Genomic DNA, 13273 nt, shown 5'->3' on the forward strand with positions numbered 1-13273 from the left:
TTCACGGGCGGCATCCGAGTGGCAAACTGGATCGGTGATCGAAACAGCCGTCCGTCGCCGCCTCCTGCCGTCGGTCGATCTACCAGCGACGAGACAAGGGGATTGTCGGTAGCAATGCGCGCCCCGAGGTCCTCTTTTTACGAGGGTCCGGGGTTTCTTCATGTAATCCCCGACATTCCGACCCACGCACCCGCGTAACGGTGACGAACAAGCCAACGATCCACGAAGTGACACTAGGAGAGAAAATGGCATCCACCACGCAGAGCGACTCCGAATCCACGTTGCCGTCGACCGAGGCAGAGATCGACGATCTCCGCCAGGAGATCGACCGCCTGGACGCCGAGATCCTGGCCGCCATCCAGCGCCGCACCGAGGTCTCGCAGTTGATCGGCCGTACCCGTATGGCTTCCGGTGGTCCTCGCATGGTCCACAGCCGTGAGATGAAGGTTCTCGACCGCTTCAGCGCCCTCGGCCAGGAAGGGCACACGCTTGCAATGCTTCTTCTCCGCCTCGGCCGCGGACGTCTCGGCCGCTAGACACCGGTCCCTGTACGTCCGGTAGCTGGACAACCCCCGACGCTCGTTGTGCAAGGCAACCCGTGCACAACGAGCGTTTCGGTCAGCTCAGAGCGATGTACTTGGTCTCCAGGTACTCCTCGATCCCCTCGCTTCCCCCTTCGCGACCGAAGCCGGAAGCCTTCACACCACCGAACGGCGCCGCCGCGTCCGAGATGACTCCGCGGTTGACGCCCACCATGCCGCTGTCGATGGCGTCGGCGACCCGTAGCGCTCGATCGAGCCCCTGCGTGTAGATGTACGACGCGAGACCGAATTCGGTGTCGTTCGCGGCCGCGATTCCTTCTTCCTCTGTGTCGAATCCGACGATCGGTGCGACGGGTCCGAAGACCTCTTCCTTCAGAATTCGTGCGTTCGCAGGAACGTCGGTCAGAACGGTCGCGGGATAGAAGTAGCCGTCACCGCCTGCGGCCTCGCCGCCCAGCGCCACCGTCGCACCGGCGTTCACGGCGTCGTCGACGAGTTCCTGGACCTTGCTCAGCTGGTCGGCGTTGATCAGCGGCCCGAGCTTGGTGTCGGGATCGATGCCGGGTCCGAGCGTGAACGTCTTCATCTTCTCGACGAGCTTCGCCGTGAATTCCTCGCGAACGCTGTTGGCGACGTGGAAACGGTTCGCAGCGGTGCACGCCTCGCCGCCGTTGCGCAGCTTGGCGAGAATCGCACCGTCGACGGCCGCGTCGATGTCCGCGTCGTCGAACACGACGAACGGCGCATTGCCACCGAGCTCCATCGACGTCCGCAACAAGCTGCCTGCAGACTGCTCGACGAGCTTGCGGCCCACCTCCGTCGAGCCGGTGAACGTCAGCTTCCGCAGCCGCGGATCCTCCAACAAGGGTGCGCTGACCGCGCTGGACTTCGACGTCGTCAGCACGGACAGGACACCCTCGGGCAGTCCTGCCTCGGCGAACAGCTGCGCGAGCAACAGCATGGTCAGGGGCGTCTCGCTCGCGGGCTTGACGATGATCGTCGATCCAGACGCCAGCGCGGGTCCGATCTTCCGAGTCCCCATCGCGAGTGGGAAGTTCCACGGCGTGATGGCGAGAACCGGTCCGACGGGCATCTTGGTGACCAGGATGCGTCCGTTGCCCGCAGGCGCCGGGGTGTAGCGGCCGTCGACGCGAACGGCCTCTTCCGCGAACCATCGGAAGAATTCGGCACCGTACTTGACCTCGGCCTTCGATTCGGCAAGAGCCTTACCCATCTCGAGCGTCATGACGGCCGCGATGTCGTCGGCGCGTGCCGTGATCTTCTCGAACACCGCGCGCAGGATCTCGCCGCGCTCACGAGCGGGAGTCTTGCCCCAGGACTTCTGGGCGCCTGCGGCCGCGTCGAGCGCCTTGATCGCGTCGCTCGCACTGGCGTCGGCGACCCGGGTGAGAGGCTTGCCGGTAGCAGGATCCTTGACCTCGAACGTCGCACCGTTCTCGGCATCGACCGCGAGGCCGCCGATCCACAATTTCGCAGGAATCGATTCGATGAGCTTTGAGGTGTGCATACCTTCAGTCTGCCCTTGCTGTCTGCACAGCAAACGAGAAGGCGCGCACTCGGGCCGTCTGCCCACTAGGGTTTGTCGATATGAGCAGTGACATCACGGGCACCGAGGCCTGGACGAACCTGAAGGCGCATCACTCCTCCATCGGCGAGACCGACCTGCGAACTCTGTTCGCCGACGACCCGGATCGCGGGCGCGAGTTCACCTTGACCGCGGGCGATCTGCACATCGACTACAGCAAGCACCGAATCGACCGCGAGACAGTGTCTCTTCTCGTCGAACTCGCCCGCGCAGCCGACATCGAAGGCCGTCGCGACGCGATGTTCGCGGGCGAGCACATCAACACCTCCGAAGATCGCGCAGTTCTGCACACCGCGCTCCGCCTTCCCGCCGACGCTCGGTTGGAAGTCGACGGACAGAACGTCGTCGCCGATGTTCACGAAGTCCTCACGCGGATGGGCGAATTCACCGATCGTGTCCGCTCCGGCGAATGGGTCGGCGCGACGGGCAAGAAGATCGAGACCGTCGTCAACATCGGTATCGGCGGCAGCGACCTCGGACCCGTCATGGTCTATCAGGCACTGCGCCACTACGCCGACGCAGGCATCTCGGCGAAATTCGTGTCCAACGTCGACCCTGCCGATCTCGTCGGGGCGCTCGACGGACTCGACCCGGCGACGACGTTGTTCATCATCGCGTCGAAGACCTTCTCGACTCTCGAAACGCTCACCAACGCAACGGCTGCGCGACGCTGGCTCGTCGACTCGCTCGGCGAGGACGCCGTCGCCAAGCATTTCGTGGCAGTGTCGACCAACGCGGAACGCGTCGCCGATTTCGGTATCGACACCGACAACATGTTCGGATTCTGGGACTGGGTCGGCGGACGATACTCGGTCGACTCAGCGATCGGCCTGTCGGTCATGGCGGTCATCGGAAAGGAGGCGTTCGGAGAATTCCTGGACGGCTTCCACCGCGTCGACGAGCATTTCCGTACCGCTCCCCTTGCCGAGAACGCGCCGGTGCTGCTCGGCCTCATCGGACTCTGGTACAACAACTTCTTCGGCGCGGAAACCCGTGCGGTGCTGCCGTATTCGAACGATCTCGCGCGCTTCCCTGCGTATCTGCAGCAGCTGACGATGGAGTCCAACGGCAAGTCCGTCAAGGCCGACGGATCACCCGTGACGACGTCGACCGGCGAAATCTTCTGGGGTGAGCCAGGAACCAACGGTCAGCATGCGTTCTACCAGTTGCTGCACCAGGGAACGCGACTGATCCCGGCAGACTTCATCGGATTCGCCGAGCCCACCGACGATCTCCCGACGCGCGACGGCAGCGGCAGCATGCACGACCTGCTGATGAGCAACTACTTCGCGCAGACCAAGGTCCTCGCATTCGGCAAGACCGCGGACGAGATCGCCGCGGAAGGAACACCGTCGGATGTGGTGCAGCACAAGGTGATGCCGGGCAATCGTCCGTCGACGTCGATTCTCGCTCCGAAGCTGACGCCGTCGGTCGTCGGCCAGCTCATCGCACTGTACGAGCACCAGGTATTCGTCGAGGGCATGGTGTGGGGCGTCGACCCGTTCGACCAGTGGGGCGTCGAACTCGGCAAGACGCAGGCGCTGGAACTGACACCGGTCTTGACCGACGCCGAAGCACCTGCAGCGCAATCCGACTCGTCCACCGACGCGTTGGTCCGGTGGTACCGGGATCAGCGGGGTCGAGCGAAGTAGCTACGCCGCTCGGGAGCAGCCCCGCTCACACCCTTGCCAGCACCGCTGCCGTATCCACCCCCGTCGGCAAGGTGCCGAAGGCCCCACCCCAGTCCTGCGCCAACCTGCTGGCGCAGAAGGCGTCGGCGACCGCAGGATCCCCGTGACGCACGAGCAGGGACCCCTGCAGCACCAGGGCCATCGACTCGACGACGCGTCGGGCGCGGTATTCGATGTCGGACCGGTCGGCCAGCTCCTTGCCGACGCGGGCGATGGCGTCGTCGAGTCGAGAGTCCGCGCCTGCTGCAAGGCCGACCTCGGTGAAGTACGCCTCGACGGTGTCGGGCTGCTTGGCCAGCGCGCGCAGGGAGTCCAGTGCCGCGACGTTGCCCGATCCTTCCCAGATGGACATCAGCGGCGACTCCCGGTACAGCCGGGGCATGCCCGATTCCTCGACGTAGCCGTTGCCGCCGAGACATTCGAGCGCCTCGGCTGCGTGCGACGGCGCCCGCTTGCACACCCAGTACTTGGTGACGGCCAACGCGATTCGGCGCAGTTCGGCCTCATGCGTGTCACCCGAGGCGGCGCGGTCGGTCGCCCCGGCCAACCGCATCATCACGGTGGTTGCCGCTTCGGATTCGATGATCAAGTCCGACAGCACGTTCCGCATCAGTGGCTGATCGACCAACGCTGCACCGAACGCCTCGCGATGCCGAGCGTGGTGCACCGCCCGCATCGTCCCCGCACGAATACCGGCCGCCGAGCCGATGACACAGTCGAGCCGCGTCATGTTCACCATCTCGATGATGGTCGGGACGCCGCGTCCTTCCTCGCCGACGAGCCATCCCGTCGCACCCTGGTATTCGATCTCGCTCGACGCGTTGGACTTGTTCCCCAGTTTGTCCTTGAGTCGTTGCAGTGCAATGCGATTGAGCGAACCGTCGGGAAGGACGCGGGGCAGCAGGAAGCACGACAGCCCTCCGGGTGCCTGCGCGAGCGTCAGGAACATGTCGGACATCGGGGCAGACGTGAACCACTTGTGCCCGACGATAGAAAAGGTCCCGTCCGAGGACGGCACCGCCGTGGTCGTGTTCGCGCGTACGTCGGAGCCACCCTGCTTCTCCGTCATCGACATCCCTGCGATGAGGCCTCGCTTCTGCGTCGGCACGCGGAGTCCGAAGTCGTAGTGCGTCGACGCCAACAACGGCTCGTACAACGCCGCCAATTCCGAATTGTGCCGCAGTGCAGGCACTGCCGCGTACGTCATCGAGATCGGGCACATGTGTCCGGCGTCGGCCTGGCCCCACGCGTAGAACTTCGCGGCCCGTGCGACGTGGGCGCCGGAACGGTCGCATTGCCACGGGGTCGCATGCAAACCGCCCGCGACAGCCACAGACATCAGGTTGTGCCAGTGCGGATGGAACTCGACCTCGTCGATGCGGTTGCCGTAACGATCGTGCGTGTGAAGCACGGGTGGATGCTCGTTGGCCAGTCGCCCCCACTCCTGCGCCTCGACACTGCCGGCCAGATCTCCGAGCTCGCGGAGATCGTCGTACGCCCACTGCGCTCCCTCGCGCGCGAGACCTTCGAGCAGCGACGCATCGTCGGACGTGTCGTAGGGCAGTAGATCGGGGACCTGGTTGAACACGCTGTGCGTGGCGGGAAATGTCATGGACGAACTCCTAACGAGCGGAGGGCGAATGCGACGAGATCGGGGACGACGTCAGGGCCCGGCGGTCGATCCGGACTCAGCGGCCCCACCAGAACTTCGCCGACGGCACCGACGAGTGCGGCCGCCGCCAGCTGTGCGTTCTGTTCGGGCACGTCCCCCGCGGCGATGCCGGCGGTGATCGCGCCGGCGATGGCGTCGGTGAAGCTTCGGCGGAAGACGAGCCGTTCGGCGTCGACGGCGGCATCGACGGGTTCGGCGAGCAGCGCGTAGGCCATGGTCCGGTTCTTCATCGCGCGGCCGGCGAACGTCTCGACGATGGCCGTGACCCGCTCGACGACGGTGCCGCGCGCACCCGCGTCGGCGACGGCCTGCACCTCGCGGCCGCATACTTCACGGAAGATCGCGACGACCAGATCGGACTTGTTCTCGAAATGGGTGTAGACACTCCCCGCCGAGACACCGGCCGCTGCGGCGACGGAAGCGATGGACAGACCCTTGTAGCCCTGCGTCGACAGCACCTCGACGGCGGACGCGAACAGCTTCTCTCTGCCGGCGTCGAGCCTGGCTTGCACGGACTCCGTGCGGCGGTACGGCATGTCAAGGATTGAAGCACCGATTCATTGCTTCAAGCAAGGCCTGCTGGGTACCGTCGACTGCATGGCAGTGAGGATCGAGCGCTCCGGGCCCGTCACGACGATCGTGCTGTCGCGCCCCGAGTCCAGGAATGCCGTCGACGGTCCGACGGCGGCCGAGCTCGTCGCCGCGTTCGAGGACTTCGATGCCGACGACGACGCGGCCGTCGCGGTTCTCTGGGGCGAAGGCGGGACGTTCTGCTCTGGCGCCGATCTCAAGGCGCTCGGTACCGAACGATCCAATCACGCAACGGAACACGGCGACGGTCCGATGGGGCCGACCCGCATGCACCTGTCCAAACCGGTCATCGCCGCGGTGTCCGGGTACGCCGTCGCCGGAGGACTCGAACTCGCGCTGTGGTGCGATCTCCGTGTCGCCGAGGCCGACGCGACGTTCGGCGTGTTCTGCCGCCGATGGGGCGTTCCGTTGATCGACGGCGGAACCGTCCGCTTGCCGAGGCTCATCGGCGCATCACGTGCGATGGATCTCATTCTGACCGGCCGCGCGGTCGACGCCGACGAGGCGCTCGCGATCGGCCTGGCCAACCGGGTCGTGCCCGTCGGGCATGCGCGTCGGGAAGCCGAAGAGTTGGCCGGGGCGCTCGCCTCGTTCCCGCAGACCTGCATGCGACGCGACAGGCTGTCTCTGCTCGAACAGGACGGGCTCGTCGAGGATGCAGCCCTCGTGAACGAATTCCGACACGGCGTCATCTCCATGTCGGCCGACGCGCTGAACGGTGCGCAGGCGTTCGCCGCAGGCGCCGGAAGGCATGGGGCAGCCACGTCGTGACGACGGATCGCCAACGCAGGACTACCGTGAACTCATGAGCGAGCACGACATCTACAGCAAGATCGAGCAGTTGGTCGCCACCGAGCACAAGCTGAGGTCGCAGACCGAAGCCGGCGAGATCGACCCGAGTGACGAGACGGCCCAACTAGCATCGATCGAGCGTGCGCTCGACCAGTGCTGGGACCTGCTGCGTCAGCGCCGCGCCCGTCTCGATGCGGGACAGAACCCGGACGACGCCCAGGTCAACAGCGTCGAACAGGTCGAGCACTACCTGCAGTAACTACACGAAGCGGTTCGTCAGCTCGTTGGGCAGGAAGCGCAGGGCCAGGTCGATGCCCTGCCACTTCAGGCCGGGCAGGGCGACGCGTCGCGATTCCTTCTCGATGGCGTCGACCATTGCGGTGACGCCCGCGTCCAGGCTTGCCGTCATCGACGACGCGTCGCCTGCTTTCGCGGACATGTCGGTGGCGATGAAGCCGGGCAACAGCGTCGTGACGGCGATGTCGGTGCCTGCCAGTTCCGCCGACAGCGCTTCACCGAGTGCGGCGACGCCTGCCTTGCTGGCGGAGTAGACGGCCTTCGGTCCCGGGAGGCCGCGGTCCGCGCTGATCGACGACACGAGCACCAGGTGTCCGAACTTCTGCGCCCGAAAGATCTCGAGCGCTGCTTCGGTCTGCGACAGGGCACCGATGAAATTGGTTCGAGCAGTGGCGAGGTTCGCGTCGGCGCGGCCGCTTCCGATCTTGGCGCCCTTGCCGAGGCCCGCGTTGACGACGACCCGGTCGAGTCCGCCCACTTCGTCTCGAAGCTCACCGAACACGGCGACGACGGCTTCGTGGTCGGTCACGTCGAGCGCTCGAACGGCAACCGTGATGCCGGGGTGCTGCGCGATCAATGTTTCGCGCAGGCTGTCCAGCCGGTCGAGTCGCCGCGCACACAATGCGAGATCACGGCCCTTCGCGGCGAACCGCCGGGCCATCTCCTCCCCCAGGCCCGAGCTCGCGCCGGTGATCAGAATCTTCTGTCTCCTCTGCCCCATGGCCGACGAGCCTATGTCACTCTTGAGAAATGACCTCAGCAAGCACGGACGAATTCGACGTCATCGTCATCGGCGGCGGACCCGTCGGCGAGAACGCGGCCAGTTACGCCATCGCCGGCAGTGACCGCACTGCCGTCATCGTCGAGCACGAACTCGTCGGTGGCGAGTGCTCGTATTGGGCGTGCATGCCCAGCAAGGCGCTGCTCCGTCCGGGCCAGGTGCTCGACGCCGCGCGCAACATGCCGGGCGTCCTGGAGTTGGTCGGCGACAAGCCGCTCGACGTGCCTGCCGTCCTTGCGCGTCGAGACTCGTTCACGCATTCGCTCGACGATTCGTCGCAGGTCGACTGGGCCGAGTCCGAGGGCATTTCCGTCGTACGTGGCCACGGCCGCATCTCGGGTGAGAAGACCGTCGATGTCGACGGCCGTACGTTGACCGCGCGACATGCCGTCGTTCTCGCGACCGGTACGACGGCGTCGATTCCCGGCACTCCCGGTCTGCGCGAGGCATTGCCGTGGACCTCGCGCGACGCGACCAACATGCACGAGGTGCCGACGCGCGTCGCAGTCATCGGCGGCGGGGTCGTCGCCAGCGAGAGCGCGACATGGTTGCTGTCGCTCGGTGCCGAGGTGACGATGCTCGTGCGTGGAGGGTCGTTGCTGTCGAACGCCGAGCCGTTCGCGAGCGAACTCGTCGCGGACGCACTGCGTGCGCGAGGCGCGAAGATCGTGTTCCACGCGGACGTGACGAACGTGTCGCGCCCCGACGTGAACGACACGGGCATCGGCAGGATCCACGGCGGCCCTGCCGAACTGACCGTGGGCGGCGAGACGATCACCGTCGACGAAATCGTCGTCGCTGCAGGCAGGAAGCCGACGAGCGGCGATGTCGGACTGTCGGCAGTCGGGTTGGAGGACGGCGCCACCGTCGAGGTCGACGACCACCTGCAGGTGCCTGGAATTCCGTGGCTCTACGCGGTCGGCGACGTCAACGGCCGCGCGCAGCTGACTCACATGGGCAAGTACCAGGGACGCGTCGCGGGCGACGTCATCGCGGCACGTGCCGACGGCACGCCGCTCGACGGCAAGCGATTCTCGGCGACGGCAGATCACGGGCAGATCCCGCAGGTCGTATTCACCGCGCTCGAGGTCGCGTCCGTCGGGCAGACCGAGAAGAACGCGCGCGACGCGGGCATCGACGTGGAGATCCTCGGCGTCGACATCGCGGTGGCCGGGTCGTCGCTGCAGCAGGACAACTTCTCCGGGCACGCGCAACTGGTGGTGGACCGGGCGAAGGACATCGTCGTCGGAGCCACGTTCGTCGGACCCGGCGTCGCCGAGTTGGTCCATGCCGCAACGGTTGCCGTCGTCGGCAAGGTGACTCTCGACGACCTGTGGCACGCGGTCCCGTCGTACCCGACGGTGAGCGAGGTGTGGTTGCGGCTGCTCGAGTCTCGCAGGACGTAGATTGGACGCGTGAGCCAGGAAACCGGATCGAAGCAGCAGCCGCTGTTGGTGTTGGGCAAGATCACCGAGATTCTCGACGCGTTCTCGTTCGACCGTCCGTCGCTGACGCTCGGTGAGATCCAGCAGAGCACCGGGATTCCGACGTCGACGGTGCAACGCCTGGTCACCAACCTCGTCGCACAGGGTTTTCTCGACCGCGCCGGAGATCGGATCCGCATCGGCGTCCGGATGGCGTACTGGGCAGCAACGGCCACAAAGGATCTCGACGTCCTCTCCATCGTGAACCCCGTACTCAAGGAGGTTCGAGACCTCACGGGCGAAACCGCCTGCTTCTTCCGGCCGGAACAGAACTATCGCGTGTGCGTCGCGATCGCCGAGACGAAGCATGCACTACGCCGAGACATGTACGTCGGCAAGGTGATTCCGCTGAACGTCGGATCGGCGAGCCGTGTGCTGCTCGCTTACGATTCGGCACTCGCGGACCGCATCCTGTCGGGCACCCTCGAACAGATGACGGCCGAATCGATCACGCAGAAGGACACGCTGCGCGCCGCGGTCGACCGGGCCCGCGCCGACGGCTACGCCATCACGACCGGTGAACGCGAGACCGGTGCGTCGGGGTTGTCGGCACCGGTGTTCGACTCCGCCGCCGACATCATCGGTGCCGTGACCATCAGCGGCCCGACACTTCGAATGCCGTTGTCGCAGTGCGAGGAATGGGTGGACCTGCTCGTCTCGCACGCCGAGCAGATCACCCGAACCCTCGGTGGCCGCTACCCGGCGTGACCCCACGCTTCGGGGTTGACGGGATGCGGCGGTAGCGAGCCGGTCGCCATGGCTGCCGCGTTCTCGGCGCACAATCGGGCCATTTCCGACCGCACCGACACCGTCGCGCTCCCGACGTGCGGTAGCAACACCGTGTTCGGTAATCCCGCGAGCCCCGGTTCCAACTCCGGTTCCCGCTCGTACACGTCCAGGCCCGCACCCGCGATGACTCTCTCGCGCAACGCCGTCACCAACGCAGCCTCGTCGACGACAGGCCCGCGCGCGGTGTTGATCAGGATCGCGGAGTTCTTCATCGCGTGCAGCACCCGTGTGTCGACGAGGTGATGCGTCGACTCGCTCAGCGGAACGTGCAGGGACAGAAAGTCGCTCGTCGCGACGAGCTCGTCCCACGACACGTGTTCGACGCGTCCGGCGAACTCACCCAATTCCTCGTCGCTGACCTCGCGGTCCGACGGCGGGCGTGGGCAGAACTTGACGGTCATGCCGAATCCGAGAGCTCGACGCGCCGTCGCCCGTGCGATCCGGCCGAACCCTGCGAGCCCGAGAACACGACCGGACACGTCGGTGCCGAGCATGAATTCGGGCTTCCACCCGGTGAATCCGCCGGAACGGACGAGGTTGTCCGACTCGATCGCACGCCGCGCGGTCGCCAGCATCAGCAACAGCGCGATGTCGGCGGTCGAATCCGTCAGTACCCCAGGCGTGTTCCCGACGGTGATGCCGCGCGCCGTGGCCGCGGCGACGTCGATGTTGTCGAATCCGACGGCATAGTTCGAGATGCCGACGAGCTTGGCCGACGCCAGCAGCTCGGCGTCGAACTTGTCGCGCAGTTGCGACACGACGACCGAATAGTCACCGGAGGCGCATCGCTCCACCAAGCCGTCGTGGCCGAGTTCGAGGACCTCCACCTCGCCTGCCGCGGCGAGAATGTCCATGCCGGGCGCGGGAATCGGGTGGGTGACGAGGATGCGGCTCATAGCACCCACTCGAACTTGTCTGCTGACGAATGCGCACCCTGAACGGTCTTGGAGCGCATGGGCTCGCCCAGTTCGGCGAGGAGTTTCTCCGACAAATCCACCATGGTGGCCAGAGTATCGGGCTGGAACCAGTCGGGTCGCGTCGCGAACAGAATGTCCTCGCTCGAGGTGTTGCCGCTCGCACCGGGTGCGAAAGGGCACCCGCCCAGGCCGCCGAGTGAGCCGTCGACCATCGCGGCGCCCGCGGTGATGGCAGCGAGGGTGTTTGCCACACCGAGTCCCCACGTGTCGTGACCGTGAAAGACGATGCGGCGCTGCGGTGTTTCGTCGACGACGCGGGTGATCAGCGACGATACCTGCGCCGGAACGGCCTGCCCGAGGGTGTCGCAGACGACGATGTCCGTTGCCCCGTGCGTACGCTCGTCGCGGGCGATGTCGAGTACACGCTCCTGCGGCACCTGTCCTTCGAACGGGCAGGTGAACGACGTCGCGATGCACAGCTGGATCTGCCCGTCGACGCTGCGGGTGATCTCCACGGCGTCGGGCATCGCCGCGAGACTGTCCTCGGTGAGGCGGCCGATGTTGGCCTTGTTGTGGGAATCCGACGCCGAGAAGCAGTACTGGAACTTGCGCGCCCCTGCCGCGGCGGCTTTCTCGATGTGCCGGGGCGTGGCCACCCAGACCCAGCACTTCTCCAGTTCCTCGTCCGTCAGTTCGCCGATGACCTCGAGCGTGTTCGCCATCGGCGGCACCAGATCACCGCGTGCCATGGATCCGATCTCGAGCGACGGAACACCGGCTGATAGCAGGCTTCTGGCGACGTCGAGCTTTCTTTCCGTCGACAGTAGTTTTCCGGTCAGCTGCAGACCGTCACGCAACGTGACGTCCCGGAGTTCGGCGGTGGGGGTGAACTGGAACATCAGGCGTCCATCTCTTCGTCGGTGCGTCCGAGCAAGGTCGAGAGTACTTCGCGGGTGTGCTCGCCGAGGTCGGGGCCCACCGATCGGATGGGGAGCGAGCGGTCGCCGATGACGGGCACCACCCCGACGAACCCCACGTCGGCCGGCTCGTCCGCGCCGGTGTCGACCTCGAAGTGCTGGATCATGTTTCGTGCCGCGTATTGTTCGTCGGCGACGACGTCGGCCGCGGTGTAGATCGGTCCCGACGGCACTCCTGCGGCGTCGAGCTGCTTCAAAGCTTCGTCACGAGAACGCATTCCGGTCCACGCGCTGATGGCCGCATCGAGTTCGTCACGACGCTTCCAGCGACCTGCGTTGGTCGCCAGTTCCGGATCGGCTCCGAGATCGGGACGTTCGATCGTGTTCATGTAGCGCTGGAAGATGGCGTCGCCGTTGCCCGCTACGACGACGGACTTGCCGTCGTTGCACATGTACGCGTTCGACGGCGCGATACCTTCCATGCGGCCGCCGGTGCGTTCGCGTTCGACGCCGTACGCGAGATAGTCGGGAATGAGCGACTCCATCATCGACAGAATCGACTCGTTGAGAGCGACGTCGATCGAGCGCTGCTCCAGCGACAGCGTGTCCTTGGCTGTCTGCCGCTGGAAAAGGGCCATGACACAACCGAATGCGGCGTACAGGCCTGCGATCGAGTCTCCGATGGACACGCCGACGCGGACCGGCGGCCGGTCGGGATCGCCGACGAGGTTGCGGAATCCTCCGTAGGACTCGGCGACCGCGGCGAAGCCCGGCCGTTCCGACATCGGTCCGGTCTGCCCGAACGCCGAGATGCGGGTGATGATCAGATCGGGGTTCTTCTCGCTGAGAATCTCGGGCGACAGCCCCCATTTCTCCAGTGTCCCCGGCCGGAAGTTCTCGAGCACGATGTCGCACTTCGCGGCGAGGTCGATGACGTCCTGCCGGCCTTGCTCGGTGCGCAGGTCCAGCACGATCGACTTCTTGTTGCGGTTGATCGTGCGGTACAGCATCGACGTCGTGCCGGAGTAGAGGCGCCAGTTGCGGAGTTCGTCGCCGGTACCGGGACGCTCCACCTTGATAACCTCGGCGCCGAAGTCGGCCAGCATTCGGGCCGCGGTCGGTGCGGCGATGTAGTTACCGAGTTCGAGTACTCGAACTCCGCTCAGTGGGAGTGCGTTCATGGTCAATTACCCT

The 13273-nt window shown here is 65.9% G+C and carries 13 protein-coding genes; 6 read left to right on the forward strand and 7 right to left on the reverse strand.

Annotated elements, in window-relative coordinates; genetic code table 11:
- Positions 1 to 245: 245 nt before the first annotated feature.
- A complete protein-coding gene (locus RhoFasB10_RS13660) occupies positions 246 to 536 on the forward strand; it encodes a chorismate mutase (RefSeq protein ID WP_068424545.1) in 291 nt (96 codons plus the stop codon).
- Positions 537 to 618: 82 nt separating this feature from the next.
- Here RhoFasB10_RS13660 and RhoFasB10_RS13665 read toward each other — a convergent pair whose 3' ends face one another.
- Positions 619 to 2070, reverse strand: a complete 1452-nt coding sequence (locus RhoFasB10_RS13665; RefSeq protein ID WP_167676797.1) for an NAD-dependent succinate-semialdehyde dehydrogenase — start codon at positions 2068 to 2070, stop codon at positions 619 to 621.
- A gap of 80 nt (positions 2071 to 2150) precedes the next feature.
- Here RhoFasB10_RS13665 and pgi point away from each other — a divergent pair, with 80 nt between their 5' ends.
- The gene (gene pgi, locus RhoFasB10_RS13670; RefSeq protein WP_167676799.1) at positions 2151 to 3800 is read left to right on the forward strand and encodes a glucose-6-phosphate isomerase; all 1650 of its coding nucleotides are present in this window, start codon (positions 2151 to 2153) and stop codon (positions 3798 to 3800) included.
- 25 nt (positions 3801 to 3825) lie between these two features.
- Here pgi and RhoFasB10_RS13675 read toward each other — a convergent pair whose 3' ends face one another.
- Together RhoFasB10_RS13675 and RhoFasB10_RS13680 are read right to left on the reverse strand one after the other, a co-directional pair.
- Positions 3826 to 5451, reverse strand: coding sequence for an acyl-CoA dehydrogenase family protein (locus RhoFasB10_RS13675; protein ID WP_167676801.1), 1626 nt, complete (start codon positions 5449 to 5451; stop codon positions 3826 to 3828).
- Positions 5448 to 6047 carry a TetR/AcrR family transcriptional regulator gene (locus RhoFasB10_RS13680; RefSeq protein WP_068424557.1) on the reverse strand — a complete coding sequence of 200 codons (600 nt, stop codon included), beginning with the start codon at positions 6045 to 6047 and terminating at the stop codon, positions 5448 to 5450. Before RhoFasB10_RS13680 ends, RhoFasB10_RS13675 begins: the two co-directional genes overlap by 4 nt.
- 61 nt (positions 6048 to 6108) lie before the next feature.
- Here RhoFasB10_RS13680 and RhoFasB10_RS13685 point away from each other — a divergent pair, with 61 nt between their 5' ends.
- Both RhoFasB10_RS13685 and RhoFasB10_RS13690 read left to right on the forward strand, forming a co-directional pair.
- The gene (locus RhoFasB10_RS13685) at positions 6109 to 6873 is read left to right on the forward strand and encodes a crotonase/enoyl-CoA hydratase family protein (RefSeq protein WP_068424560.1); all 765 of its coding nucleotides are present in this window, start codon (positions 6109 to 6111) and stop codon (positions 6871 to 6873) included.
- 34 nt (positions 6874 to 6907) lie between these two features.
- Positions 6908 to 7153, forward strand: coding sequence for a DUF2630 family protein (locus RhoFasB10_RS13690; protein ID WP_167676803.1), 246 nt, complete (start codon positions 6908 to 6910; stop codon positions 7151 to 7153).
- Here the strand turns inward: RhoFasB10_RS13690 and RhoFasB10_RS13695 are convergent, their stop codons facing one another.
- On the reverse strand, positions 7154 to 7912 hold the full coding sequence (locus RhoFasB10_RS13695) for an SDR family oxidoreductase (protein WP_167676806.1): 759 nt from the start codon (positions 7910 to 7912) through the stop codon (positions 7154 to 7156).
- A gap of 29 nt (positions 7913 to 7941) precedes the next feature.
- On the opposite strand from RhoFasB10_RS13695, the gene RhoFasB10_RS13700 reads away from it, so the two are divergent.
- Both RhoFasB10_RS13700 and RhoFasB10_RS13705 read left to right on the forward strand, forming a co-directional pair.
- Positions 7942 to 9378: an NAD(P)/FAD-dependent oxidoreductase gene (locus RhoFasB10_RS13700; RefSeq protein WP_167676808.1), complete on the forward strand. Its 1437-nt coding sequence runs from the start codon at positions 7942 to 7944 to the stop codon at positions 9376 to 9378.
- 9 nt (positions 9379 to 9387) lie between these two features.
- Complete coding sequence (locus RhoFasB10_RS13705; RefSeq protein ID WP_254303481.1) at positions 9388 to 10164, forward strand: IclR family transcriptional regulator; 777 nt, start codon at positions 9388 to 9390, stop codon at positions 10162 to 10164.
- Here the strand turns inward: RhoFasB10_RS13705 and RhoFasB10_RS13710 are convergent.
- From RhoFasB10_RS13710 to RhoFasB10_RS13720, 3 genes are read right to left on the reverse strand one after another with little or no spacing between them, the layout of a single operon-like run.
- Positions 10152 to 11141 (reverse strand): D-glycerate dehydrogenase, encoded by a 990-nt coding sequence (locus tag RhoFasB10_RS13710; RefSeq protein WP_167676810.1) that lies wholly within the window; start codon positions 11139 to 11141, stop codon positions 10152 to 10154. The genes RhoFasB10_RS13705 and RhoFasB10_RS13710 overlap by 13 nt on opposite strands.
- Positions 11138 to 12061: a hydroxymethylglutaryl-CoA lyase gene (locus tag RhoFasB10_RS13715; RefSeq protein ID WP_167676812.1), complete on the reverse strand. Its 924-nt coding sequence runs from the start codon at positions 12059 to 12061 to the stop codon at positions 11138 to 11140. Before RhoFasB10_RS13715 ends, RhoFasB10_RS13710 begins: the two co-directional genes overlap by 4 nt.
- Positions 12061 to 13260 carry a CoA transferase gene (locus RhoFasB10_RS13720; RefSeq protein WP_167676814.1) on the reverse strand — a complete coding sequence of 400 codons (1200 nt, stop codon included), beginning with the start codon at positions 13258 to 13260 and terminating at the stop codon, positions 12061 to 12063. The genes RhoFasB10_RS13715 and RhoFasB10_RS13720 overlap by 1 nt, the downstream gene beginning before the upstream one ends.
- Positions 13261 to 13273 lie beyond the last annotated feature (13 nt).

The sequence above is a fragment of the Rhodococcus sp. B10 genome (assembly GCF_011770055.1).
GTDB classification, from domain to species: Bacteria; Actinomycetota; Actinomycetes; order Mycobacteriales; family Mycobacteriaceae; genus Rhodococcoides; species Rhodococcoides kyotonensis_B.

Excerpts from the sequence above, each read along its gene's own strand:
- RhoFasB10_RS13660 (WP_068424545.1), top strand. The coding sequence starts at position 246 with ATGGCATCCACCACGCAGAGCGACTCCGAATCCACGTTGCCGTCGACC.
- RhoFasB10_RS13665 (WP_167676797.1), bottom strand. The coding sequence starts at position 2,070 with ATGCACACCTCAAAGCTCATCGAATCGATTCCTGCGAAATTGTGGATC.
- pgi (WP_167676799.1), top strand. The coding sequence starts at position 2,151 with ATGAGCAGTGACATCACGGGCACCGAGGCCTGGACGAACCTGAAGGCG.
- RhoFasB10_RS13675 (WP_167676801.1), bottom strand. The coding sequence starts at position 5,451 with ATGACATTTCCCGCCACGCACAGCGTGTTCAACCAGGTCCCCGATCTA.
- RhoFasB10_RS13680 (WP_068424557.1), bottom strand. The coding sequence starts at position 6,047 with ATGCCGTACCGCCGCACGGAGTCCGTGCAAGCCAGGCTCGACGCCGGC.
- RhoFasB10_RS13685 (WP_068424560.1), top strand. The coding sequence starts at position 6,109 with ATGGCAGTGAGGATCGAGCGCTCCGGGCCCGTCACGACGATCGTGCTG.
- RhoFasB10_RS13690 (WP_167676803.1), top strand. The coding sequence starts at position 6,908 with ATGAGCGAGCACGACATCTACAGCAAGATCGAGCAGTTGGTCGCCACC.
- RhoFasB10_RS13695 (WP_167676806.1), bottom strand. The coding sequence starts at position 7,912 with ATGGGGCAGAGGAGACAGAAGATTCTGATCACCGGCGCGAGCTCGGGC.
- RhoFasB10_RS13700 (WP_167676808.1), top strand. The coding sequence starts at position 7,942 with ATGACCTCAGCAAGCACGGACGAATTCGACGTCATCGTCATCGGCGGC.
- RhoFasB10_RS13710 (WP_167676810.1), bottom strand. The coding sequence starts at position 11,141 with ATGAGCCGCATCCTCGTCACCCACCCGATTCCCGCGCCCGGCATGGAC.
- RhoFasB10_RS13715 (WP_167676812.1), bottom strand. The coding sequence starts at position 12,061 with ATGTTCCAGTTCACCCCCACCGCCGAACTCCGGGACGTCACGTTGCGT.
- RhoFasB10_RS13720 (WP_167676814.1), bottom strand. The coding sequence starts at position 13,260 with ATGAACGCACTCCCACTGAGCGGAGTTCGAGTACTCGAACTCGGTAAC.